General features: G+C 40.6%; 19 protein-coding genes and 1 tRNA gene. 15 read left to right on the top strand and 5 right to left on the bottom strand.

Annotated features, from left to right (window positions below):
- Positions 1-28: 28 nt before the first annotated feature.
- The 3 genes from ccrZ to HMPREF3112_RS02350 all read left to right on the top strand — a co-directional run bounded on the left by ccrZ (position 29) and on the right by HMPREF3112_RS02350 (position 1,616).
- Entirely contained in the window at positions 29-820 is a 792-nt protein-coding gene (gene ccrZ / locus HMPREF3112_RS02360; protein WP_002884270.1) for a cell cycle regulator CcrZ, read from the top strand.
- Between the two features lie 9 nt (positions 821-829).
- Complete coding sequence (trmB, locus tag HMPREF3112_RS02355) at positions 830-1,471, top strand: tRNA (guanosine(46)-N7)-methyltransferase TrmB (RefSeq protein WP_070437826.1); 642 nt, start codon at positions 830-832, stop codon at positions 1,469-1,471.
- A 58-nt stretch (positions 1,472-1,529) separates the two neighbouring features.
- A tRNA-Ser gene (locus HMPREF3112_RS02350) sits at positions 1,530-1,616 on the top strand.
- A 71-nt stretch (positions 1,617-1,687) separates the two neighbouring features.
- Here the strand turns inward: HMPREF3112_RS02350 and HMPREF3112_RS02345 are convergent.
- The gene (locus HMPREF3112_RS02345; RefSeq protein WP_022495744.1) at positions 1,688-2,869 is read right to left on the bottom strand and encodes an aminoacetone oxidase; all 1,182 of its coding nucleotides are present in this window, start codon (positions 2,867-2,869) and stop codon (positions 1,688-1,690) included.
- A 112-nt stretch (positions 2,870-2,981) separates the two neighbouring features.
- Here HMPREF3112_RS02345 and ilvD point away from each other — a divergent pair, with 112 nt between their 5' ends.
- The gene (gene ilvD, locus HMPREF3112_RS02340) at positions 2,982-4,700 is read left to right on the top strand and encodes a dihydroxy-acid dehydratase (protein WP_014632703.1); all 1,719 of its coding nucleotides are present in this window, start codon (positions 2,982-2,984) and stop codon (positions 4,698-4,700) included.
- A gap of 157 nt (positions 4,701-4,857) precedes the next feature.
- Here ilvD and HMPREF3112_RS02335 read toward each other — a convergent pair whose 3' ends face one another.
- Positions 4,858-5,217 (bottom strand): metal-sulfur cluster assembly factor, encoded by a 360-nt coding sequence (locus tag HMPREF3112_RS02335; RefSeq protein WP_022495745.1) that lies wholly within the window; start codon positions 5,215-5,217, stop codon positions 4,858-4,860.
- 516 nt (positions 5,218-5,733) lie between these two features.
- Between HMPREF3112_RS02335 and HMPREF3112_RS02325 the strand changes: the two genes are divergently transcribed.
- The 3 genes from HMPREF3112_RS02325 to HMPREF3112_RS02315 all read left to right on the top strand — a co-directional run bounded on the left by HMPREF3112_RS02325 (position 5,734) and on the right by HMPREF3112_RS02315 (position 7,812).
- Positions 5,734-6,270, top strand: a complete 537-nt coding sequence (locus tag HMPREF3112_RS02325) for a DUF536 domain-containing protein (protein ID WP_002884601.1) — start codon at positions 5,734-5,736, stop codon at positions 6,268-6,270.
- Between the two features lie 48 nt (positions 6,271-6,318).
- A complete protein-coding gene (locus HMPREF3112_RS02320; RefSeq protein WP_048790355.1) occupies positions 6,319-6,909 on the top strand; it encodes a 3'-5' exonuclease in 591 nt (196 codons plus the stop codon).
- Positions 6,910-7,083: 174 nt separating this feature from the next.
- Positions 7,084-7,812 (top strand): MerR family transcriptional regulator, encoded by a 729-nt coding sequence (locus HMPREF3112_RS02315; protein WP_070437820.1) that lies wholly within the window; start codon positions 7,084-7,086, stop codon positions 7,810-7,812.
- Positions 7,813-7,864: 52 nt separating this feature from the next.
- Here the strand turns inward: HMPREF3112_RS02315 and HMPREF3112_RS02310 are convergent, their stop codons facing one another.
- A complete protein-coding gene (locus HMPREF3112_RS02310) occupies positions 7,865-10,507 on the bottom strand; it encodes an FtsX-like permease family protein (protein ID WP_049546043.1) in 2,643 nt (880 codons plus the stop codon).
- Positions 10,508-10,521: 14 nt separating this feature from the next.
- Positions 10,522-11,223 carry an ABC transporter ATP-binding protein gene (locus HMPREF3112_RS02305; protein WP_070437818.1) on the bottom strand — a complete coding sequence of 234 codons (702 nt, stop codon included), beginning with the start codon at positions 11,221-11,223 and terminating at the stop codon, positions 10,522-10,524.
- Between the two features lie 1,103 nt (positions 11,224-12,326).
- On the opposite strand from HMPREF3112_RS02305, the gene HMPREF3112_RS02300 reads away from it, so the two are divergent.
- Positions 12,327-12,944 (top strand): hypothetical protein, encoded by a 618-nt coding sequence (locus HMPREF3112_RS02300; protein WP_049546044.1) that lies wholly within the window; start codon positions 12,327-12,329, stop codon positions 12,942-12,944.
- A 118-nt stretch (positions 12,945-13,062) separates the two neighbouring features.
- On the opposite strand, the gene HMPREF3112_RS02295 is transcribed toward HMPREF3112_RS02300, so the two are convergent.
- Positions 13,063-13,362 carry a YbaB/EbfC family nucleoid-associated protein gene (locus HMPREF3112_RS02295; RefSeq protein WP_021143723.1) on the bottom strand — a complete coding sequence of 100 codons (300 nt, stop codon included), beginning with the start codon at positions 13,360-13,362 and terminating at the stop codon, positions 13,063-13,065.
- Positions 13,363-13,673: 311 nt separating this feature from the next.
- Here HMPREF3112_RS02295 and HMPREF3112_RS02290 point away from each other — a divergent pair, with 311 nt between their 5' ends.
- The 7 genes from HMPREF3112_RS02290 (at position 13,674) to HMPREF3112_RS02260 (ending at position 20,537) form a co-directional block, all read left to right on the top strand.
- Positions 13,674-14,180 carry a hypothetical protein gene (locus HMPREF3112_RS02290; protein ID WP_037620496.1) on the top strand — a complete coding sequence of 169 codons (507 nt, stop codon included), beginning with the start codon at positions 13,674-13,676 and terminating at the stop codon, positions 14,178-14,180.
- 23 nt (positions 14,181-14,203) lie between these two features.
- Positions 14,204-14,713 (top strand): hypothetical protein, encoded by a 510-nt coding sequence (locus HMPREF3112_RS02285; RefSeq protein ID WP_070437815.1) that lies wholly within the window; start codon positions 14,204-14,206, stop codon positions 14,711-14,713.
- Positions 14,714-14,876: 163 nt separating this feature from the next.
- On the top strand, positions 14,877-17,225 hold the full coding sequence (locus tag HMPREF3112_RS02280) for a cation-translocating P-type ATPase (RefSeq protein WP_070437812.1): 2,349 nt from the start codon (positions 14,877-14,879) through the stop codon (positions 17,223-17,225).
- A 93-nt stretch (positions 17,226-17,318) separates the two neighbouring features.
- Positions 17,319-17,669, top strand: a complete 351-nt coding sequence (locus tag HMPREF3112_RS02275) for a PBECR3 domain-containing polyvalent protein (RefSeq protein WP_070437809.1) — start codon at positions 17,319-17,321, stop codon at positions 17,667-17,669.
- Between the two features lie 591 nt (positions 17,670-18,260).
- Positions 18,261-18,542, top strand: a complete 282-nt coding sequence (locus HMPREF3112_RS02270; protein ID WP_070437806.1) for a chorismate mutase — start codon at positions 18,261-18,263, stop codon at positions 18,540-18,542.
- A gap of 76 nt (positions 18,543-18,618) precedes the next feature.
- Positions 18,619-19,974, top strand: a complete 1,356-nt coding sequence (trpE, locus tag HMPREF3112_RS02265; RefSeq protein WP_064520730.1) for an anthranilate synthase component I — start codon at positions 18,619-18,621, stop codon at positions 19,972-19,974.
- Entirely contained in the window at positions 19,971-20,537 is a 567-nt protein-coding gene (locus tag HMPREF3112_RS02260) for an aminodeoxychorismate/anthranilate synthase component II (protein ID WP_070437803.1), read from the top strand. Before trpE ends, HMPREF3112_RS02260 begins: the two co-directional genes overlap by 4 nt.
- Positions 20,538-20,619: the final 82 nt, after the last annotated feature.

Genomic DNA, 20,619 nt, shown 5'->3' with positions numbered 1-20,619 from the left:
AATGACTAAAGAAAAAGGAGATGCCTAGGTGACATCAACAGATAAAGATTTGAGCCTGACTCCTCTCAAAGGAAATAGTGGTAAGGCCTATATGGGAACTTACCCAAACGGAGATCGCGTCTTTGTGAAGATGAATACAACACCAATCTTGGCAGCTCTTGCCAAGGAACAGATTGCACCACAGCTCTTGTGGGCTAAGCGTCTGGGAAATGGTGACATGATGAGTGCACAGGAGTGGCTTGATGGTCGTATTTTGACCAAACATGACATGAACAGTAAACAGATTATCCAAATTCTTGGTAATTTGCACCGCTCTAAACACTTGGTTAATCAACTCTTGCAGTTGGATTATCATATTGAAAATCCTTTTGATCTTCTACACGAGTGGGAAGAAAATGCCGCTTATCAATTGCGTGAAAATGGCTTCCTTCAAGACGTTGTTAGAGATTTGAAACGCCATCTTCCTGAGTTTCGTGCGGAGATTGCAACAATTGTTCACGGAGATGCTCGTCATAGTAACTTTGTCATCACAACCTCAGGATTGATTTATTTGGTTGATTGGGATTCTGTACGTCTAACAGATCGTATGTATGATGTGGCACAGATCCTCAGCCATTATATTCCATTGGCACATTGGCCCCAGTGGTTGTCATATTATGGCTATAAGAACAATGACCTTGTGATGGACAAGATTTACTGGTATGGGCAATTTTCATATTTGACACAGATTTCAAAATTCTTTGATAGCCGTGATATGGAACATGCCAACCGAGAGATTTATGAACTTCGTAAATTCAGAGAGACCTTGCACAGATATTAGAAAGTAGACATGCGAGTTAGAAAACGTAAAGGTGCAGAGGAACACCTAGCTAACCATCCTCAGTACGTTATTCTTGAGCCGGAAGCTGCTAAAGGTAAGTGGCATGAGCTTTTTGGTAATGATAATCCTATCCATATCGAGGTAGGATCTGGTAAAGGGGCCTTCATTACTGGTATGGCCCAACAAAACCCTAACATCAACTACATTGGTATTGATATTCAGTTGTCTGTTTTGAGTTACGCCTTGGATAAGGTCTTGGCCTCTGGTGCTGAAAATGTCAAGCTCTTGCGTGTGGATGGATCTTCCTTGACCAACTATTTTGAAGATGGCGAAGTGGATATGATGTATCTGAATTTCTCAGATCCATGGCCTAAGAGCCGTCATGAGAAACGTCGTCTAACTTACAAGACTTTCCTAGATACTTATAAGCAAATTCTGCCTGAAAATGGAGAGATTCACTTTAAGACAGACAATCGTGGACTTTTCGAATACAGTTTGGCGAGCTTTTCACAGTATGGAATGGTTATCAACAAAGTTTGGTTGGACCTTCATGCAAGTGATTATGAGGGCAATGTCATGACTGAGTACGAGCGTAAGTTCTCAGAAAAAGGTCAGGTCATCTACCGAGTAGAGGCTCAGTTTAAAGATTAAATCTTGAAAACTTGATTAAAAATAACGATTAGCCTATTGATGGCTAATCGTTTGATATGGAGAGGTCGCATAGAGGCCGAGTGCGCACGCTTGGAAAGCGTGTAGTCCTTAACGGGGCTCGGGGGTTCGAATCCCCTCCTCTCCTTTGAGAAATAGACAAAAAATCCCTTCTATGACAGAAGGGACCTTTTTGTTGTCGTTAATTGAAAAAGCTTCTTAGTCCCAAGGGCTCTGAATACCTGCAACCCAACCAGTACAGAGGGCGCTAGTGATATTAAAACCGCCGGTATGGGCATTGATGTCTAGGACCTCTCCTGCAAAGTGTAGGTGAGGGACTTTTTTACTTTCTAGGGTCTTGGGATTAATTTCCTTAAGGTCAACGCCACCTTTAGTCACAAAGGATTTGGCAAGTGACATTTTACCTGTGATTGGGATTTCCATATCCTTAAGCTGACTGATAATGTTTTCCAAGTCTTTGGGGTGCAGTTGTTTAACCTTGTTATCAGCCTTGTCTTCTGCTAGGAATTCAGCGACTCGCTCAGGCACAAGAGCTTTGAGGGTGTTTTTGACAGATTTCTCACGGTTTTCCTCAAAGTAAGTCTTGAGATTCTCTTGGCTTTGGTTGGGAAGAAAGTCAAGATGAGCAATCTCACCACCCTTGACAAAGCTGGAAAGACGTAGGGCAGCTGGTCCAGATAGGCCAAAATGGGTGAAAAGAAGGTCGTGGGTAATCTTGTGTTTGCCATAGGACAGAGTGACATCGTCAAGAGAAATTCCCTGTAAAGCCTTGTGGGGAAAGTCCGTTAGGAGTGGACTTTCCGCAGCTTCAAGATTAGTGACATGGAGCTTAAAATGGCGGGCAATATCATGTCCAAAACCAGTTGAACCAGTCGATGGGTAAGATTTTCCTCCAGTTGTAATGATGAGTTTATCACTGGTAAAAGTCTGGTCTGAAGACTTAACTTGGAATTGCTCATCAACCTTTTTGACGGAGACAACTTCTGTATTGGTAAGGATACTAGCACCTAGTTCTTGAATTTTATTTTCCAGAGCTTGGATGATGGTCCGTGATTTATCTGTCTTAGGGAAAACACGTCCGTGATCCTCAACCTTGAGTTTGACACCATTGTCCTCGAAAAAAGCAATGATATCGTGGTTATCAAATTGTGAAAAGACGCTATAGAGGAAACGTCCATTACCAGGAATGCCTGCTAGAAGATCGTCTAAAGTCCCGTTGTTAGTAACATTACAACGTCCACCACCAGTACCAGCCAGCTTCTTTCCGAGACGTTTATTTTTTTCAATTAGGAGAGTTTGTTGGCCATAGAAGGCTGAGGCAATGGTCGCCATCATGCCAGCAGGCCCCCCACCAATAACGATAGTATCAAAATGTTTCATGCCTTTATTTTAGCATAATTTAAAAAGGGAGAATAGTTGGTAAATGGTCAGTTTTTTTAGACAATTTATGTTAGAATAGGAGTAGAAGTTTAAATTAGAATAGTTATTAACTATGGAGGAAAATATCGTGTCTGAAAATAACATGAAACACCGTTCATCTGTTTACGATAGCATGGTTAAATCACCTAACCGTGCCATGCTTCGTGCGACTGGGATGACGGATGATAGTTTTGAAAAGCCTATTGTTGGGGTTATCTCAACTTGGGCTGAGAACACACCATGTAATATCCACTTGCACGGTTTTGGTCAAATTGCCAAAGAAGGTGTTAAAGACGCGGGTGCTTGGCCAGTTCAATTTGGTACGATTACCGTTGCCGATGGTATTGCCATGGGGACACCAGGGATGCGTTTCTCATTGACATCTCGTGATATCATTGCCGACTCAATCGAAGCAGCTATGGGTGGTCACAATGTCGATGCCTTTGTTGCTATTGGTGGTTGTGATAAGAATATGCCTGGTTCTATGATTGCCATTGCTAACATGGATATCCCAGCGATTTTTGCCTATGGTGGTACCATTGCGCCAGGTAATCTTAACGGTAAGGATATCGACTTGGTTTCTGTTTTCGAAGGTATCGGTAAATGGAACCACGGTGATATGACTGCCGAAGAGGTTAAAGAACTTGAATGTAATGCCTGCCCTGGCCCTGGTGGTTGTGGTGGTATGTATACTGCCAACACAATGGCGACAGCAATCGAAGTAATGGGTATGAGTCTTCCAGGATCATCATCTCACCCTGCAGAATCGGCTGAGAAAAAAGCAGATATCGAAGAAGCAGGTCGTGCGGTTGTTAAGATGCTTGAACTAGGTCTTAAACCATCAGATATCTTGACACGTGAAGCCTTTGAAGATGCCATCACCGTCACAATGGCACTTGGTGGTTCAACAAATGCGACACTTCACTTGCTTGCTATTGCTCACGCAGCTAATGTTGATTTGACACTTGAAGATTTCAACGATTTCCAAGAGCGTGTGCCTCACTTGGCTGACTTGAAACCATCAGGTCAATATGTCTTCCAAGACCTTTACAACGTCGGTGGTGTGCCAGCCGTTATGAAATACCTTCTTAAGAATGGTTTCCTTCACGGTGATCGTATCACATGTACTGGTAAGACTGTTGCAGAAAACTTGGAGGCCTTCGATGATTTGACACCAGGTCAAAAAGTCATTATGCCGCTTGAAAATCCTAAACGTGCTGATGGTCCATTGATTATCTTGAAAGGTAACTTGGCTCCAGAAGGTGCGGTTGCTAAAGTATCAGGGGTTAAAGTTCGTAACATTACTGGTCCTGCTAAAGTATTTGACTCAGAAGAAGATGCCATCGAAGCCGTTCTTTCTGATGAAATCGTTGATGGCGACGTAGTTGTTGTACGTTTTGTAGGTCCTAAGGGTGGTCCTGGTATGCCAGAAATGTTGTCATTGTCATCAATGATCGTTGGTAAGGGGCAAGGGGACAAGGTTGCCCTCTTGACAGACGGACGTTTCTCAGGTGGTACTTACGGACTCGTTGTTGGTCACATTGCTCCTGAAGCTCAGGTTGGTGGACCTATTGCTTACCTCCGTACAGGTGATATGGTTACAGTTGACCAAGATACTAAAGAAATTACTATGCACGTTTCAGACGAAGAGTTGGCGAAACGTAAAGCTGAGACTGAGTTGCCACCACTTTATAGCCGTGGTGTCCTCGGTAAGTATGCTCACATCGTTTCTTCAGCATCTCGTGGTGCCGTTACCGACTTCTGGAACATGGATAAATCAGGTAAAGCCTAATTACATGATATAAAATAAAATCACACCGGCCATTTGTTCGATGTGATTTTTTGGTGTTAAATCCTAAGACAGTTGATTATAGTATCATGACAAGTGATCGTCTATCTGCTGTTAGCCTGATAAAAAACCGGTTGGAGATGTCCAATCGGTTTTCCTTTTATTTTCCGCCTCGAGGTGAGATACCAAGAGCAATGCGTCCATAACGACTGATACGTGTCATCTTCCAGACTGGTGAATAAGTGGTCTCCACCTTGACAGAGTTAATGCCGTCGATGGCTTTTAGCTTTTCAGCGATTTCATAAGGCATTGTCTCTTCACAGCCACAACCAGTATCAGTAAAGGTCATAAGGAAGTAGCAGTGGCCATTTTCATCGACAGTGATTTCATAAATCAAACCAAGGTTGTAAATATCTAGCTCAATCTCAGGGTCGAATACAGTGGTCATTTGTTCAACGATTGCCTCTAAGAAGGGCTGGGCCAAATCATTGACCTTAATATCATCACGGAAGTTTTTCATAGGACTCATTCTTTCTATTTTGCTTTTGTTTATTATGGCATAATTTAGGGCTTTTTTCAATCTCAGATGGCAATATGAGGCTTTAGTGAGCGAGTGGATTGACAATAAAAAAACTCCAACAGTTAAACCGTTGAAGATAATGTGATTTATGCTTCAATATCAAGCAGTTTTGCAACCAAGGTTGCTCGAATGCCACCCATAATTGGAGCAAGAATGAAAATCCCAAACCTTGTGGAATTGTTCCCACCATTCCTAGATACAACAGATCTGATATCGGCCAAACCTAATTTGGAAGTACCGGTTGTATAAGTCAAAGACTTTCCTTCTATATACATTTACACCCACACCTAGTTTACCAAAAGCTTAGCTTCCTATCAAGTAAATTGTTTGAAGAGTGAAAGGAAAAAGTGACTTAAAAAGAGCCCTTCAGATATCCGGAATAACTAGTCAAATTGACAGAAAGGAGTGATTGTGATATTCTCATAGTAAGACATTTCAAGAGAAAATGAGGCTATTATGAGTATTGAAAAGACAGTCAGCGAGATTGCTGAAATCCTTGGCGTTAGTCGTCAAGCAGTCAATAATCGTGTCAAACAACTTCCAGAAGAAGATTTAGAAAAAAATGCTAAAGGGGTTACTGTCGTTAAGCGCAGTGGCTTGATTAAGTTGGAGGAAATCTACAAGAAAACTATCTTTGACGATGAGCCAATCGATGAAGAAACAAAGCAACGTGAGTTGTTAGAGATTCTTGTAGACGAGAAAAACTCTGAGATTGCCCGTCTTTATGCTCAGTTGAAGGCTAAGGATGAGCAGTTGTCTAACATGGATGATCAATTGCGTGTCAAAGACGTTCAAATCGCTGAAAAGGACAAGCAAATCGATCAACAGCAACAATTGACCTTGACTGCTATGAAGGACAAGGAAGAACTTAAACTGGAACTCGATGAGGCTAAGGTTGAGGTTGACGAAGCTAAGGCCCAAGTGGAAGAAATCCAGACCAAACAAGAAGAAGCTTCTAAAAAAGGTTTCTTTGGACGTCTATTTGGAAAATAAAAAAGAAGCTGGGACTCAGTCTCAGCTTTAACTATTATAGGAGATAAAATGGAAAATTTAGAAACTTATATTGCCTTTGATTTAGAGTTCAACACAGTGGACGGGGTTAGACATATTATCCAAGTATCGGCCGTTAAGATGGCTCAGCATGAGGAAGTGGATCAGTTTGACTCTTTTGTCTATTCGGACGTTCCTTTGCAGTCCTTTATCAATGGTTTGACGGGGATTACAGCGGACAAGATTGCCAAGGCACCAAAGCTAGAGTCCGTTCTAGCGGATTTTAAATCATTTGTTGGCGACACTCCACTTATCGGCTACAATGCCCTTAAGTCGGACTTGCCTCTTTTGTCGGAAAATGGTTTGGACTTGGAAGAGCAATATGCTTTAGATGTTTTTGATGAGGCTTTTGACCGTCGTGCTTCGGATTTGAATGGTATTGTCAACCTCAAGCTAACCAGTGTGGCAGATTTCTTCGGAATCAAGGGACACGGTCATAACAGCTTGGAGGATGCTCGGATGACCGCTCAGATTTACGAGAAGTTTCTCGAATTAGATGAGAATGCCAAGCTTCTGGAGCAACAGGAAGAAGTCAGTAACAATCCTTTTGCGGCTTTAGGTTTGGGTGGTCTTTTCGACTAAACCTTTACAGGAGCTGTAAAGGTTGTAAAGAGTGATAGCTAACTTTTTCTGTAAGAAAAGAAAATCCTCTAGGGTTATAGCTTGCATATTACCTTGCGTTATAAGGTAGAATCTAGGTATCAAAGGTGGTGAAAGACCTCCCTTGATAGAAAATCTTAAAAGGAGGTGACTGAGATGTCGCAGTTTTCAACAGGAGAGTTGGCTAAAGCAGCAGAAGTGTCTGTTAGGACCGTCCAGTACTATGATCAACGAGGGATCTTGACGCCATCTGAAGTCACAGAGGGTGGTCGGAGAATCTATCACGACTCAGATTTGGAACGACTACAAGTCATTTGTTTCTTAAGAGATTTGGATTTCTCAATCAAACAAATCCAAAAACTCTTGCAAGAGGAGAATAGGGAACAGGTTTTAGAGCTTTTATTGACAGACCAAATTGAAAGCTTGGAAAAGTCTTCAGAGGAAATAGAGGTCAAACTAAAACGTGCCCGTCACTTGCAAAAAGCAACTGCTAAACGACATCAACTTTCGTTGGAAGATTTGTCAGACATTTCACGTCTTATGGAAAATCAAAAATCATGGCGTCATTTGCAGTTGAGAATGTATGGGAGTGTCATTCTAACCTCCCTTCTTTATCTGATGGGTCTACTGGTTGTCATTTATTATTTTAAGGATCCTAGAGGTTTGTTTGTTGTCTGTCCTGCTTATATTATAGTAGTGAATTTAGTGATGTTTCACTATAGAAAGCAGTTTGAATACCTTTGTCCTAATTGTCATAGGACCTTTGATCCAAGTTTTAAAGAATTTGCCATTGCCGGACATACACCAAGGACTCGTAAGTTGACTTGTCCTCATTGTCATGTAAAGACCTACTGTTTGGAGTTAGCTAAGACTAAAACGAAATAAATTTATCGAATATAAAAAAACGCTTGAGAATTACTTCTCAGGCGTTTTTAGCTTATTCAACTGAACTTAGAGCTTCGAGCATATTAAGCTTGGCTAGGCGGTTATTAACAACGAAGCCAAGGATAATAAGAATGAAGCCGATAAGAACAGCTGGTAGAAGGTAGGTAGCCAAACCGATAGATGGATCAAACATGATACGATCTGGCGGAATGATGCTTACCATATATTGGTGGAGTGCTTGTCCAAGACCAAACCCTACGAAGATACCGATGATAGACAGGTAAATAGTTTCACGATAGATGTAGAGGGATACTTCATTATTGTAGAAACCAAGAACCTTAACGGTTGAAAGTTCGTGGATACGTTCTGAAACGTTGATGTTAGTTAGGTTATAGAGAACAACCACAGCAAGGAGAATGGAAACTGTAATCAAAATACCAATAACCTGTGTCAATGAATTGACCATAGTGCTGATTTGCAGTTTAAGGTTGTTGTTTTGAACAACACCGTAAACATTTGGCAAGTTGATGAATTTGGCTGCCATATTTTCAACATTTTGCTTAGTTGGTTCAGCGAGAGTAACAAGGTTGGCATTATTCACTGAAGGTGTCCCAAAAGCTTTTTGGTAGTAGCTAGCATTCATAAAGAGGAAATGCCCCATGTACATTTCAGTGATACCAGCTATCTTAATCTTGACAGATTCATCCTGACTGTTTTGCACAGTAATGGTATCTCCAACCTTGAGGTTTAGAAGTTTTGCCATTTTTTCAGAGATAATTGCTCCGTCATTAGATAGCTTGAGAGTCTTATTGCGGTCTCGGTCATGTAAGCTAACGTAACTGTCAATGAGCTTTTCGTCACGGTCGTTAAAGACAAGGGTTGAGATTTCTTGGGTGTCCTTATTGGTACCGGCAATTTTTTGCAAGGTTTCAAAATGGACATTCAAGTATTCTTTGACGTCTTTGCTATCGAGGAGTTTAGTGAGTTCCTCATCCAGAGTACTTGACGCATTTGGTTGCTTAGCAACAATCATATCATAGTGAATGATATCTTCAAACTGTTGTTGGTTAAGGTTAGATACAGAAGATCGAATTCCTAAACCTGCGAAGAGAAGTGCAATAGAACCTGCGACACCAAAGAGGGTCATAAACATCCGTTGCTTATAGCGGAAAATATTTCGCATGGTAACTTTTTCCGTAAAGCTGAGACGTTTCCAAAGCGGTGTGATGCGCTCTAGGACAATCTTAGCTCCTGCTCGAGGTGGTTTTGGAAGGAGGAGTTGGGAAGGCTTTTCCCAGAGCTCTTTCTTGGCAACCACAAAGGCAGGTAGCACAGCAGATAAGAGACCTAAAAGGAAGGCCACAAGGGTAAGTCCTAAGTAGAAGTGCAATTCAAAAGCAGGAAGCTGCAAATCGCTCTTATAAGTGTTGTGAATTAGAATCGGAAGTAGTGTATGACCGGTAATAACACCTGCGGTTGTACCAGTAATACTTGTTATCAAACCATAAATGACGAATTTATGGATAATTCGCGAATTACTGTAGCCTAGGGCGTTGAAAATACCAGCCTTACCACGCTCTTCTTCAACAAAGCGTCCCATGGTTACAAAGGTAACCAAAGCTGCCATAAAGTAGAGAGCGACAGGGAAGATGTTACTCACATCGTGAATGATGTTAATATTACTTTCATAAGCAACATATCCCTCGGAACCCGGAATCTCTCGACGTGAGTAGAATTGATAGCTAGGCGCTGGTAAATTATCAACCATTGCTTGACTTTCTTCGAGTTCTTTTTGCTTGGCTTCAATCTTGGTAGTAGCTTCTTTGACACTAGCAGCTTCAGCAGCGTTGCTTGTAGCCATTTGCTGGGTCTGTGCGAGAGCTGTTTCAAGTTCTTGTTTAGCTTGAGTAATTTGAGCTTGAGACTGAGACTTGATCTCAGTTAGGCGTTTCTCAGGTTCATCTTTAAAGAGTTTCTTAAGTTCAGCCTTTCGTTCAGAAATCTTATTTGCGTATTCCTCACTAAAAGGACTAACATTTTCCAAATCCTTGTAGCGGATGCGGGCAATCATGTAATCATTAGAGGTGAAGTTCGTCTCTGGAACAATGGCGTAGCCATCTAGTTTCCCCGTACCAGCGCTGGCATTACCAAGACGGTTCCTAGAGAGAAGTTCAGAGGAATTAACAAAACCAGTAATGGTATATGTTTGTTCCTTTAACTGTTTTTGCCCTGAGCTATCTACTGGCTCAGAAAAGTTAATCTTATCTCCGACGCTATATTCTTCTTTATAAGTTGAGGAAAGAGCGATTTCCCCGTCCTTGGTAGGAAGTTTCCCCTCAATAAGGTCGTAAGTGGAGATTTTCTTAGGTTTAGAGAAGATACGAAATGCCGTATTCGTTCCCTTGACGACAGCATCTTTGAAATAACCATACTCGATGTCTACATTTTTCTTTTTAATTGTATTGAGAAGGTCCTGATCGGTTTGGTTGATACTGTAAGTACTGATTAAGCTCAAGTCAGCTGTTTGATGCGTCTTGAAGAAGTGTTCCCCAGTTTTCTTCATATTAGGAGAAGTTACTTTAAGACCAATCAAGGCAAAGGATCCCAGTGCCATAAGTAAGGCAATAGAGAGCATACGCCCTTTAGAAGCTACAAAGGTTCGCCAAACATCTTTCCAATAAGTTGTTTTTTTCATGACGTTGCTCCTTTCTAGTATTCCAAGTCCTCGATTTTTTGTGGATTAGAATTAAGTTCCACACTCTTAATCTTGGCATCGTGCATTCGAATGACACGATCGGCAATTGGAGCTAGAGAAGCATTATGGGTCACGATAATAACAGTTGTTCCCTGTTTGCGAGCCATTTCTTGAAGGAGGGTCAGGATTTGTTTTCCTGTTTGATAATCCAGAGCCCCTGTTGGTTCATCACAAAGAAGAATCTTTGGATTTTTGGCAACGGCGCGTGCAATAGCGACACGTTGTTGCTCACCACCAGATAGTTGTGATGGGAAGTTGTCTAAGCGGTCTCCCAAACCGACTTCGACGAGTGTTTGAGTAGCATCTTTAGCGTTTGGAACGATTTCAGATGCTAGTTCGACGTTTTCTCTGGCCGTAAGGTTAGAAACTAAGTTGTAAAATTGAAACACAAAGCCAACGTCCTCACGACGATAGGTTGTAAGTTCTTTGGCTGTGTATTCAGAGATATCCTTACCATCAATAATGACGCGGCCTTCGTCATTGGTGTCCATACCACCCAAGATGTTAAGAACGGTTGATTTCCCAGCGCCAGAGGCACCAAGAATAACGACAAGCTCCCCTTTTTCGATATCAAAGCTTACGTCGTTGTTTGCGATAATTTCCAGATCACCGGTTTTATAGCGTTTATAGCTATGCTTCATTTGAATATAAGCCATGAATTTCCCTTTCATACGAAAATAATGATGCTGATAATTACCTATCTTTCCGTACTCTATTGTAACGGATTTTCCTTGGAATATCTAGGTTTTGAGGGAAAAAAAGGTTTAAAAGTGGAGAAGTTCTTCTTACATGTGACAGAAATGTGGACGAAGCGTTTACATATGAGAAAATACTATTTCAAATGAGCTTTGAGTAAGGTGAAGATTTGGTGAAATAGTTATAAAGTTAGGTTATTTTTAGTCTTTTACGGAGTGGATATACTATTTTTTTCAATTTCCATAATTATCGGAGAGTTTAGGTCGGTAAATACTTCATCATAGGGGTGCCAAAGGGGATCTAGTTTTCCGTCAAAGTTGATGATAGATAAAGAGTTTTTTCATAGTTTCTAGCAATGACGTATCCAGAATACGGACATTTTTTTGAATTTGGAGGATACATTTTCTATATGGGGAAAGTTATTTATGGGGAAATAGAGGGCTTTTCGTAATGATTTTTTGTGTGTTAGTTATTTTTAAAGAAGTTGTAAACACCTTAAAAATATATATCTAAATGAGAGATGTGCATCTTTAAGATTAGTTATTTATTATGGGGTATTCCATGAAGTTACCCTTAAATCCTTTTGTTGTGGCATTCTTTTGACTAATAGAGGAATTATAGTTCCTAATCTTATTTTAGGATGTTGAGAATTCGACTTCCTGTCTCAAGAATTCTTTTTTATAGTTACATTTAAAGTGTTTTGACAAAATTTTCTTATCCGATAAAATTTTTTTGAAGATAAGTCAGCAAAAGTGCTTTCTGAAGAATCTGTCTAAAAAACAACTATTATTTCCCTAATTACTACTTAAAGAAATTACCATTTGCATAACGTAAAAAAGCTAATCTGATAATAGATTAGCATCAATTTTAAGACATGAAGTTGTCATTTGTTTAAAATGCTTAAAAATTAAAGAAACGCTTGAAATCAAGGAGATTGCATGCTAAGATTGTTATCTGGGTGAAGGGTTGGTCAAACAGCTCAACCAACCTTTTACCTCCTACAGCAGTAAATAGGACGCCTTGTTAGCCAGTTAGAGCTAACCAAATAAATAGTGAGGGATTTATGATTAAGAACAAAGATAATGGTTTTATCGGCAAAGCAATAATCAGCTTGATTGCTACTTTGGGGATTCTGGCTCTATTCATGGGTACCAGTGGGGCCTCGGCTGACGTCAAAGAAACTCCTAAACTTGATTTAGATGCCAATATGACTAAGGTTCAAACCGTTAGTGATGAGGACTTGAAGAATCATGATGGGCAAGCTCAGAATACGAAGAAGCAAGAAACACCTGGACAAAAACAGCCAGAAACTGAAGAATCTAAGACTACAGATGAGGAAACTCCTGACTACATCGTTATCACCGAGGTAGTGGATTCGTCGGAGCATAAGCAAGACTCTAATCAAGTGGTTGATGGAGTAGCTCAAACGCTTGACCCAGACTTGTTGAATGAGATTTTAGCTCAAACTAGCGAGGTTGGAGAATACCAGATTTATGTCAAGAATGATGATGAACTATTAATCTCAGGACCTGTACCTTCCCAAACAGCGAATGAGGATGTGAATTACCCTACTTTAGAAAGTTCATTGGATTCAGCGAGTATCTACTTAGGTCAAAAGAATCGCTATAAATTGGCAAACGAAGAAGACGCACAGTCAGGTCTTGCTTTGGTTGAAGAATAAAATTTTTATATGACTAACACAAAAAGACTTGGATTTCTTGTCCAAGTCTTTTGTATGTTATGACTGAGTTGCTAGATGAGTATATAGAAAAAGGAACCGTGAGATTCCTTTTCATTTTTTAGAATGGCAATTTACCTGCAAAGGCACCCATTGATTTTTTAGTCGCTTCGTCAATTTGTTCAAGAGCATTGTTAAGTGCTTGAACAGTCATATCTTGGAGTGTTTCCACATCATCAGGATCTACGACAGCATCAGCGAAAGTGATGTTAACTACTTTTTTGTCACCAGTTAATTCAGCAACAACCAAGTCTTGTGCTGATTTTCCAGTGAAGGTTGTAGCAGCCAACTCAGCTTGGCTTTTTTCCATTTGTTTCTGAAGCTTTTGAGCTTGCTTCATCATGTTTTGCATGTTCATCATAATATTTTCTAGATTCCTTTCATACCAAGGGTTTAGCCCCTGTTTGTTAAATTTTACTGCCCACTTCTGCCCAGAAATAAGTAGTATAAAAATCTTAACTATTATACCATGTTTAGCTTGAATGAAAAAGTGGGAGCAGCATTGGAGGAATTTGTTAAGACTTGATTTTTTCTTATTCATAAAAAATGTTAGAGCAATCACAAAGTAACCAATCCTTAAATTGTAAGACTTGTTAAAAATAGTGTACAATGGTTTATTGTTCATCCGGTCAAAAATTCGATTGGAAATAGAAAAAGAAAGAGAAGATGACAATGCAAAAAAGAAATGTTTTGGTGCTCTTTGTAGGACTAATTATAGGGCTATATACAGTCTTGGGAATGAGCCTATTTACCTTTATTAATTTAAAATTTAACTCTGTTTATTATGCTCAGCATATTCCTCATAAGGAAGGGACAGAGCCAGATCTCGTTATGTTGGTAGAGAATATGGGATGGATTTATACACCGGAGATTGATGGTATTCGATACGTCGATGATGGAACAAATGCTATTTTAAATACTAATAGCAAATCTTTTTTAACAAAAAGCTCAGGAAGCTTTTTATATGATAAGGATAATATGATTATCGGTTTTGACAGTACGTTTAGATTTGAGGACGTCAGTTATTTTTCAGAAGAAGCAAAAAGAATTCAAGTTAATGAATCGAAAATTAAACGAGAGATTAGGAAAGATTTTTCCCCAATTATGAAGGTTCAAACAAAACCCTTTATCAATCTTCAGTGGTTGTTTAATTTAATTTATCAAAGTAGGTTTAATTAGAGAAAAAGAAAGAGAAGATGACAATGCAAAAAAGCAATATTTTAGGGATTTTTGTAGGACTATTTATAGGGTTGGTTACAGTCTTAGGAATGAGCCTATTTATCTTTATTAATTTAAAATTTTACTCTGTTTATTATGCTCAGCATATTCCTCATAAGGAGGGAACAGAGCCGGATATTGTTATGCTGATGGAGAATAATGGCTGGATTTATACACCGGAAATAGATGGTATTAGCTATGATGAGGACGGGACGTACGCTATAACTAGAGAAAAAGGAACAGAATCGTCTGTATTAGGTTTTTCAGATGGTACTCTAGTCTTTTACCCGGACTCAGGTGAAAGTTATATTTTTAATCGTAATTTTACTCTCCAACATGCTTTTGATGAACATTATCACAATATTAAGTATAATCAACGAAAAGTCCTAAAAGAAATTAGAGAGACCGTTCAACCTGTGATTGATGCTCAACCAAAACCATTAATCAATCTTCAGTGGTTGTTTAATTTAATTTATCAAAGTAGGTTTAATTAGAGAATAAGATAGCATAGAAGTGTTTTGTAGGGACTCCTGCCTTTGCTATTTGAAAGTAGTTTAGGTTGAGTGAAATAGTCGGGAGAGCGGTTCGATATAATAGGTCTATTTCCTGGCTATCCATGACGGCTAACCTTTGAAAACACCTCATTTTTATGCTACTATGAAAGTTATGAAAAAACAGTTACAAGGCTTGACGCAGGTGGAGGTCAAGCGGCGGATAGATGCCGGTAAAACAAATCATTTTAAAGCAAAAACTGGCTCCAGCAACTGGGAGATTTTTAGGCGTAATGTCTTTAACTCCTTTAATATGCTCAATTTTGCTATTTTTGTGGCCTTGATTGCTGTTCAGGCTTGGTCGAATCTTTTTTTCTTCGGAATCATTGTGCTTAATGCCTTTACGGGGATGATGACAGAGTTGCGTGCCCGTCGCATGATTGATAAGCTCAATCTCATGAATAAGGATCAGATCCGTGTGGTGCGTGATGGTGAGGTGACTTCTATTGATCCTCAGGATATTGTTCTGGATGATATCATGCTCTTGTCTGCGGGTGAACAGGTGCCTAGTGATGCCGTGGTTGTTGATGGGATGGCTGAGCTCAACGAGGCTATGCTGACGGGTGAGAGTGACCTTATTCTCAAGAAGGATGGGAAGGAGTTGCTCTCGGGTTCTTACCTTGTGAGTGGTCAGGTTCATGCTAAGGTTATTAACGTAGCCGAGGACAATTATGCCAATAAGCTTATGCTAGAGGCCAAGACGCATAAGCCAATCGTGTCACGTATCCTCTATAACATGGACAAGATTGCCAAGTTTACGGGCAAGATTGTGATACCGTTTGGGCTCGCTCTCTTTTTTGAGGCTTACTTGATTAAACAGCTCTCCCTTCAAGAGTCGGTAGTTACCAGTTCGACAGCCCTTCTGGGAATGTTACCTAAGGGAATTGCCCTTTTGACTATTACATCTCTTTTGACGGCTGTCATTAAACTTGGGATGAAACATATCCTGGTGCAAGAGATGTACTCTGTTGAAACCTTGGCCCGTGTAGACGTGCTTTGTTTAGATAAGACAGGGACGATTACACAAGGAAAGATGACAGTTAAAGGTCTGGAACTACTGTCAGAGCGTTTTACGAAAGAGGAGTTGGAGCGTTTGCTTGCGGCTTATATGCAACATAGCAAGGATAAAAATGCAACAGCTCAGGCTATTCGAAATGCTTATGAGGGTCTGGAACATCATTATCAGGTAGGTGATGTTATTCCATTTTCAAGCGATCGTAAATGGGGTGCTGTGAGCGTTAATGGGCTTGGAACTCTCTTTTTGGGAGCACCTGAGATGCTTCTTAAGGAAAATCCCAAAGCAGTTGATCAGGCTCAGGCACGAGGGTCTCGTGTTTTGATTTTGGCTTGGAGTCAGTCAGGTGTTGATACAGAGACCATGATTTTGCCGAATGACGTCGAGGCTTTGACTTTACTTGAAATTGCCGATCCTATTCGTGAGGATGCTGCAGAAACTCTGGAATACCTGCGTTCAGAAGATGTGACGCTTAAGATTATTTCTGGTGACAATCCAGTGACGGTTTCTCATATTGCTCATCAAGCTGGTTTTGCCGACTATCAAAGCTATATTGACTGTTCTAAGGTCAGCGATGAGGAGTTGGAGGCTTTGGCTGAGGATACTGCGATTTTTGGTCGTGTATCTCCGCACCAGAAAAAGTTGTTAATCCAAACCCTTAATGCCAATGGGCATACGACAGCTATGACTGGTGATGGTGTCAATGATATCTTGGCACTGCGTGAAGCGGATTGTTCGATTGTTATGGCAGAGGGAGATCCTGCAACACGTCAGATTGCCAACTTGGTGCTTATGGATTCTGAGTTTAAGGACATTCCTGAAATTCTATTTGAGGGACGCCGTGTGGTTAATAATATTGCCCACATTGCACCGATTTTCCTCATTAAAACTGTTTATTCCTTCCTTTTGGGGCTTATCTGTATTGCCAGTATTGTTTTTGGTAAGGCAGAGTACCTCTTGGTCTTCCCTTTTATTCAAGTTCAGATGACTTTGGCAGGTCAATTTATCGAAGGTTTTCCACCGTTTATTTTAACCTTCGAACGTAATATTCGTCCTGTTGAGAAACATTTCCTCAGACGTTCGCTCCAGTTGTCTATTCCTAATGCCTTGATGCTGGTTATCAGTGTTCTTATTTTCCATCTCTCTCAGGTCTATCTTGGCATGAGCAATACGGACATGCTGACGCTGTCTTACTATATGATGGGATCAACGGGTGTCCTTGCCGTTATTCGTGCTTGTATCCCGTTGAATAAGGGGCGTGTGGCCTTGATTATTTACTCAGTCTTTGGCTTCTTGATTAGCTCTTACTATCTTCGAGATGTGATTGAGATTTCGACACTTAATAGCTATACCTTGCCAATCTATCTGGTAGCAATGGCTATCTGTACACCGCTTTTCTTCTGGATTAGCTACAAACAAGGTGCTTTCCAAAAAGCATAAGTCAAAACTCGAGCTTGATAACAGGCTTGAGTTTTTTGATACCTAAACAGTAGGAAAAGCCTTGATATACATGAGGTGTGGTACAATAGAGGCATGAAAACAGGAGGGGACTTGACACCAAAAGTTATTAAAGCTTTTGATTTGGATTACAAGCCTGGTGAAGAAATCACGCTGTCTACACAACGTAAGAAGCATATGGAAAAACATCGCCAGGAATTCAGTGATTTTGATGCCACCTATGAACGTATTCCAGAGATTATTGCTCATCCGGACTATATCGGTCGCCATCCTAATGGCCAGTCCTTGGAATACATCAAACGTATTGATGGTAATGTTTTGGTAGCGGTCAGATTATGTGATAAACTTAATGTCCGTACCATGTTTGTGATTAAAGATTCTAAGCTGAAAAACTATCTAAATGCTGGTAGAGCTAAGAAAATGTGATATAATATAATTAAGAAGTAACAACGAGGGCGGAAGAGGCAGCCGCCGCACCTTCGGGTCTGAAAGAGATGCAGGACTGTCACCCTGCCGTTGTTTATCAAACCAAGAAGTCCCTTTGGGGGCTTTTTTATTTTGTGTAGCTTAGGGACAAGACTATCTCACTTTCTGGATTAGGTTTAGACAAATCTTATAGGAGGGGAATTGTCAAAATTAACAGAAAATTCTTGACATCTTTTTAAAAAGGAGTACAATAGTTAGTAAATCAGAAAGTAACTGGTCTTAGATTTTCAGGGAGCCTGCGGTGATTGTGAGTAGGTAATCGAGATGAGCGAACATTGGGCTGATTGGATGATAATGAGAAGGTAACACATATTCTTCTCGGTTGGCACCCCTTACCGTGCAACTCCTTGTTAGAGGAGATAGAGATGATGGTCGTTTTTTGAGACCATTAACTGAGGTGGTACCGTGTTAAACTAGATTTAATGCCCTCACAGAGTTTTTCTCTGTGAGGTTTTTTGTTTACTTTTATCTTTAAAGGTCTATTTACCTTAAAGGAGTATTATTTCATTATTCAATGAAAGGTTGGGTATTATGGATGCATTAAACGATATTCGAAGTGATATTGATAATATTGATAGTCAGTTAATTCGACTCCTGGCCCAACGTCAAATACTTGTGGAAAAGGCAGGACGGCTGAAGCCCAAAGGAGATAAGTCCGCAGTCCGGGCGAATGATCGTGTTGCTCAAGTCATAGCTAACCGTCGCAAGGAGGCACTAGAGCTTGGCTTATCGCCAGATGTGGCTGAAAGTGGTTGGAGAAGCATGATTAAAGCCTTTATTGCTTTGGAAGAGAAAGTGAATAAAGAACAATAATGGTGCCGATACATCCTATAAAGGAGTCTTGTATCAGTCTTATTACTCTCGATAAACCAGTTTGAAAGGAAATACTATGAGAAAAATTTTACCAGCCGATACCTTAACACCAATCTTGGCTTATATGCGTGTTCAGGGGGAACATAAGGTTATCCTTGAATCCATTCCTCGTGAGAAGGAAAATGCACGTTTTTCTATTGTTGCCTACAATCCGGTCTTTGAAGTAACCTTCAAGGATGGTGTTCTTTATGAAAATGGTAAGGCGATTGATCAGGATCCTTTCGAATACTTGGACCAAGTAACAGTCAAGGGCATCAAGTCTGACCTACCTTTCGCAGGTGGTGCTATCGGGTTTGCAGGTTATGACATGATTGGTCTCTATGAAAATATCGGTGAGATTCCTGAAGATACGATTGGAACACCTGATATGCATTTCTTCATCTACGAGTCTTATTTAATTTTTGACCACAAGAAGGAAAAGGTTTATGTGGTTGAGGACAATATCTACTCTGGTCGTGATAACGATGCGGTGCGTCAGGCTCTTGGTCAGGTGGTAACGGACCTCCAGACTCAGGCGCCAAACGAGTTTACACCTCAAGCCTTACAAGCCTTGCAATTTTCAAATCATATCGAAAAAGAGGTCTTCATGGATATGGTAGCTAAGGCTAAGAAATTCATTCGTGAGGGAGATATGTTCCAATGCGTGCTTAGCCAACGCTTTTCAGCGGACTTTGAGGGGGATCCTTTGGATTACTACCGTAACTTGCGCGTGACCAACCCATCAAACTACCTTTATTTCTATGATTTTGGAGATTATCAGGTGATTGGTGCTAGCCCAGAGAGCTTGGTTTCAGTGAAAAATGGAGAGGTGGTCACCAATCCGATTGCTGGAACTCGCCCTCGTGGTGCCAATGAGGCTGAAGATGCTGCCTTGGCGGATGAACTCTCACATGATGTTAAAGAAACTGCGGAACACCGTATGTTGGTTGACTTGGGACGTAATGATATTGGTAAGATTGCTAAAAATGGTACGGTCAAGGTGACTAAGTATATGGAGGTTGAGTATTTCCGCTATGTGATGCACCTTACCAGTGTGGTTAAAGGGCAACTCTTGCCTGAGTTGACAGCCCTTGATGCTCTAAAATCAACTCTACCAGCTGGAACCGTGTCAGGAGCACCTAAGATTCGTGCCATGCGTCGTATCTATGAGCTTGAACAGGAAAAACGTGGTATTTATGCGGGAGCTATTGGTTATCTGTCTGCGACAGGAGATATGGACTTTGCCATTGCTATCCGTACTATGATTCTCAAAAATCAAAAAGCCTATGTTCAGGCAGGTGCAGGTGTTGTCTATGACAGTGTTCCTGAAAATGAATTTTACGAAACGATTAACAAGGCGAAAGCTATGACAAGAATAGGAGATGCCCAATGATTTTATTAGTTGATAACTATGATTCTTTTACCTATAATTTGGCACAATACCTAGGGACATTTACAGAGGTAAAGGTCTTACGTAACGATGATGAGACTCTCTATGAAGAGGCGGAAAATGCTGATGGGCTAGTCTTTTCACCAGGTCCAGGTTGGCCAGCTGATGCGGGTAAAATGGAAGCCTTGATTAAGGATTTCGCTGGTAAAAAACCGATGATGGGAATTTGCTTGGGGCACCAGGCTATTGCGGAAACTTTTGGTGGTAAACTTGGCTTGGCTAAGAATGTCATGCATGGCAAACAAAGCAATATTACTTTTGAAACGCCATCGCCAATTTTCAAGGATATCGACAATGATGTTCCTATTATGCGTTACCATTCCATCGTTGTTGACCAAATGCCAGAGGGCTTTGATGTGACAGCTATCACAACTGATGATCAAGAAATCATGGCCATTCAACATAAGGAACTACCAATTTATGGTTTGCAATATCACCCTGAGAGCATCGGTAGTCCAGATGGGCTCAAGATGGTTGAAAATTTTGTAAAAATCGTTGCAGGCTAGTCGGACAGTCTTTTGACTAGATTGGTCTACGCTCAAAACATCTCCTCGTGCATCAGAAAACATTGAACCGTTTTTAAAAGGA

It is taken from the genome of Streptococcus sp. HMSC10E12 (assembly GCF_001807855.1).
In the GTDB taxonomy this organism is placed as follows: Bacteria; Bacillota; Bacilli; order Lactobacillales; family Streptococcaceae; genus Streptococcus; species Streptococcus salivarius.
This window is presented reverse-complemented; position numbering and strand designations above follow the sequence as displayed.

Coding starts and splice junctions, on each gene's coding strand:
- HMPREF3112_RS02295 (WP_021143723.1), bottom strand. CDS start 13,362: ATGATGAACATGCAAAACATGATGAAGCAAGCTCAAAAGCTTCAGAAA.
- HMPREF3112_RS02270 (WP_070437806.1), top strand. CDS start 18,261: ATGGATGCATTAAACGATATTCGAAGTGATATTGATAATATTGATAGT.
- HMPREF3112_RS02260 (WP_070437803.1), top strand. CDS start 19,971: ATGATTTTATTAGTTGATAACTATGATTCTTTTACCTATAATTTGGCA.
- HMPREF3112_RS02305 (WP_070437818.1), bottom strand. CDS start 11,223: ATGGCTTATATTCAAATGAAGCATAGCTATAAACGCTATAAAACCGGT.
- HMPREF3112_RS02285 (WP_070437815.1), top strand. CDS start 14,204: ATGCAAAAAAGCAATATTTTAGGGATTTTTGTAGGACTATTTATAGGG.
- ilvD (WP_014632703.1), top strand. CDS start 2,982: ATGGAGGAAAATATCGTGTCTGAAAATAACATGAAACACCGTTCATCT.
- trmB (WP_070437826.1), top strand. CDS start 830: ATGCGAGTTAGAAAACGTAAAGGTGCAGAGGAACACCTAGCTAACCAT.
- HMPREF3112_RS02280 (WP_070437812.1), top strand. CDS start 14,877: ATGAAAGTTATGAAAAAACAGTTACAAGGCTTGACGCAGGTGGAGGTC.
- HMPREF3112_RS02335 (WP_022495745.1), bottom strand. CDS start 5,217: ATGAAAAACTTCCGTGATGATATTAAGGTCAATGATTTGGCCCAGCCC.
- HMPREF3112_RS02315 (WP_070437820.1), top strand. CDS start 7,084: ATGTCGCAGTTTTCAACAGGAGAGTTGGCTAAAGCAGCAGAAGTGTCT.
- HMPREF3112_RS02325 (WP_002884601.1), top strand. CDS start 5,734: ATGAGTATTGAAAAGACAGTCAGCGAGATTGCTGAAATCCTTGGCGTT.
- HMPREF3112_RS02275 (WP_070437809.1), top strand. CDS start 17,319: ATGAAAACAGGAGGGGACTTGACACCAAAAGTTATTAAAGCTTTTGAT.
- trpE (WP_064520730.1), top strand. CDS start 18,619: ATGAGAAAAATTTTACCAGCCGATACCTTAACACCAATCTTGGCTTAT.
- HMPREF3112_RS02300 (WP_049546044.1), top strand. CDS start 12,327: ATGATTAAGAACAAAGATAATGGTTTTATCGGCAAAGCAATAATCAGC.
- HMPREF3112_RS02345 (WP_022495744.1), bottom strand. CDS start 2,869: ATGAAACATTTTGATACTATCGTTATTGGTGGGGGGCCTGCTGGCATG.
- HMPREF3112_RS02310 (WP_049546043.1), bottom strand. CDS start 10,507: ATGAAAAAAACAACTTATTGGAAAGATGTTTGGCGAACCTTTGTAGCT.
- HMPREF3112_RS02290 (WP_037620496.1), top strand. CDS start 13,674: ATGCAAAAAAGAAATGTTTTGGTGCTCTTTGTAGGACTAATTATAGGG.
- HMPREF3112_RS02320 (WP_048790355.1), top strand. CDS start 6,319: ATGGAAAATTTAGAAACTTATATTGCCTTTGATTTAGAGTTCAACACA.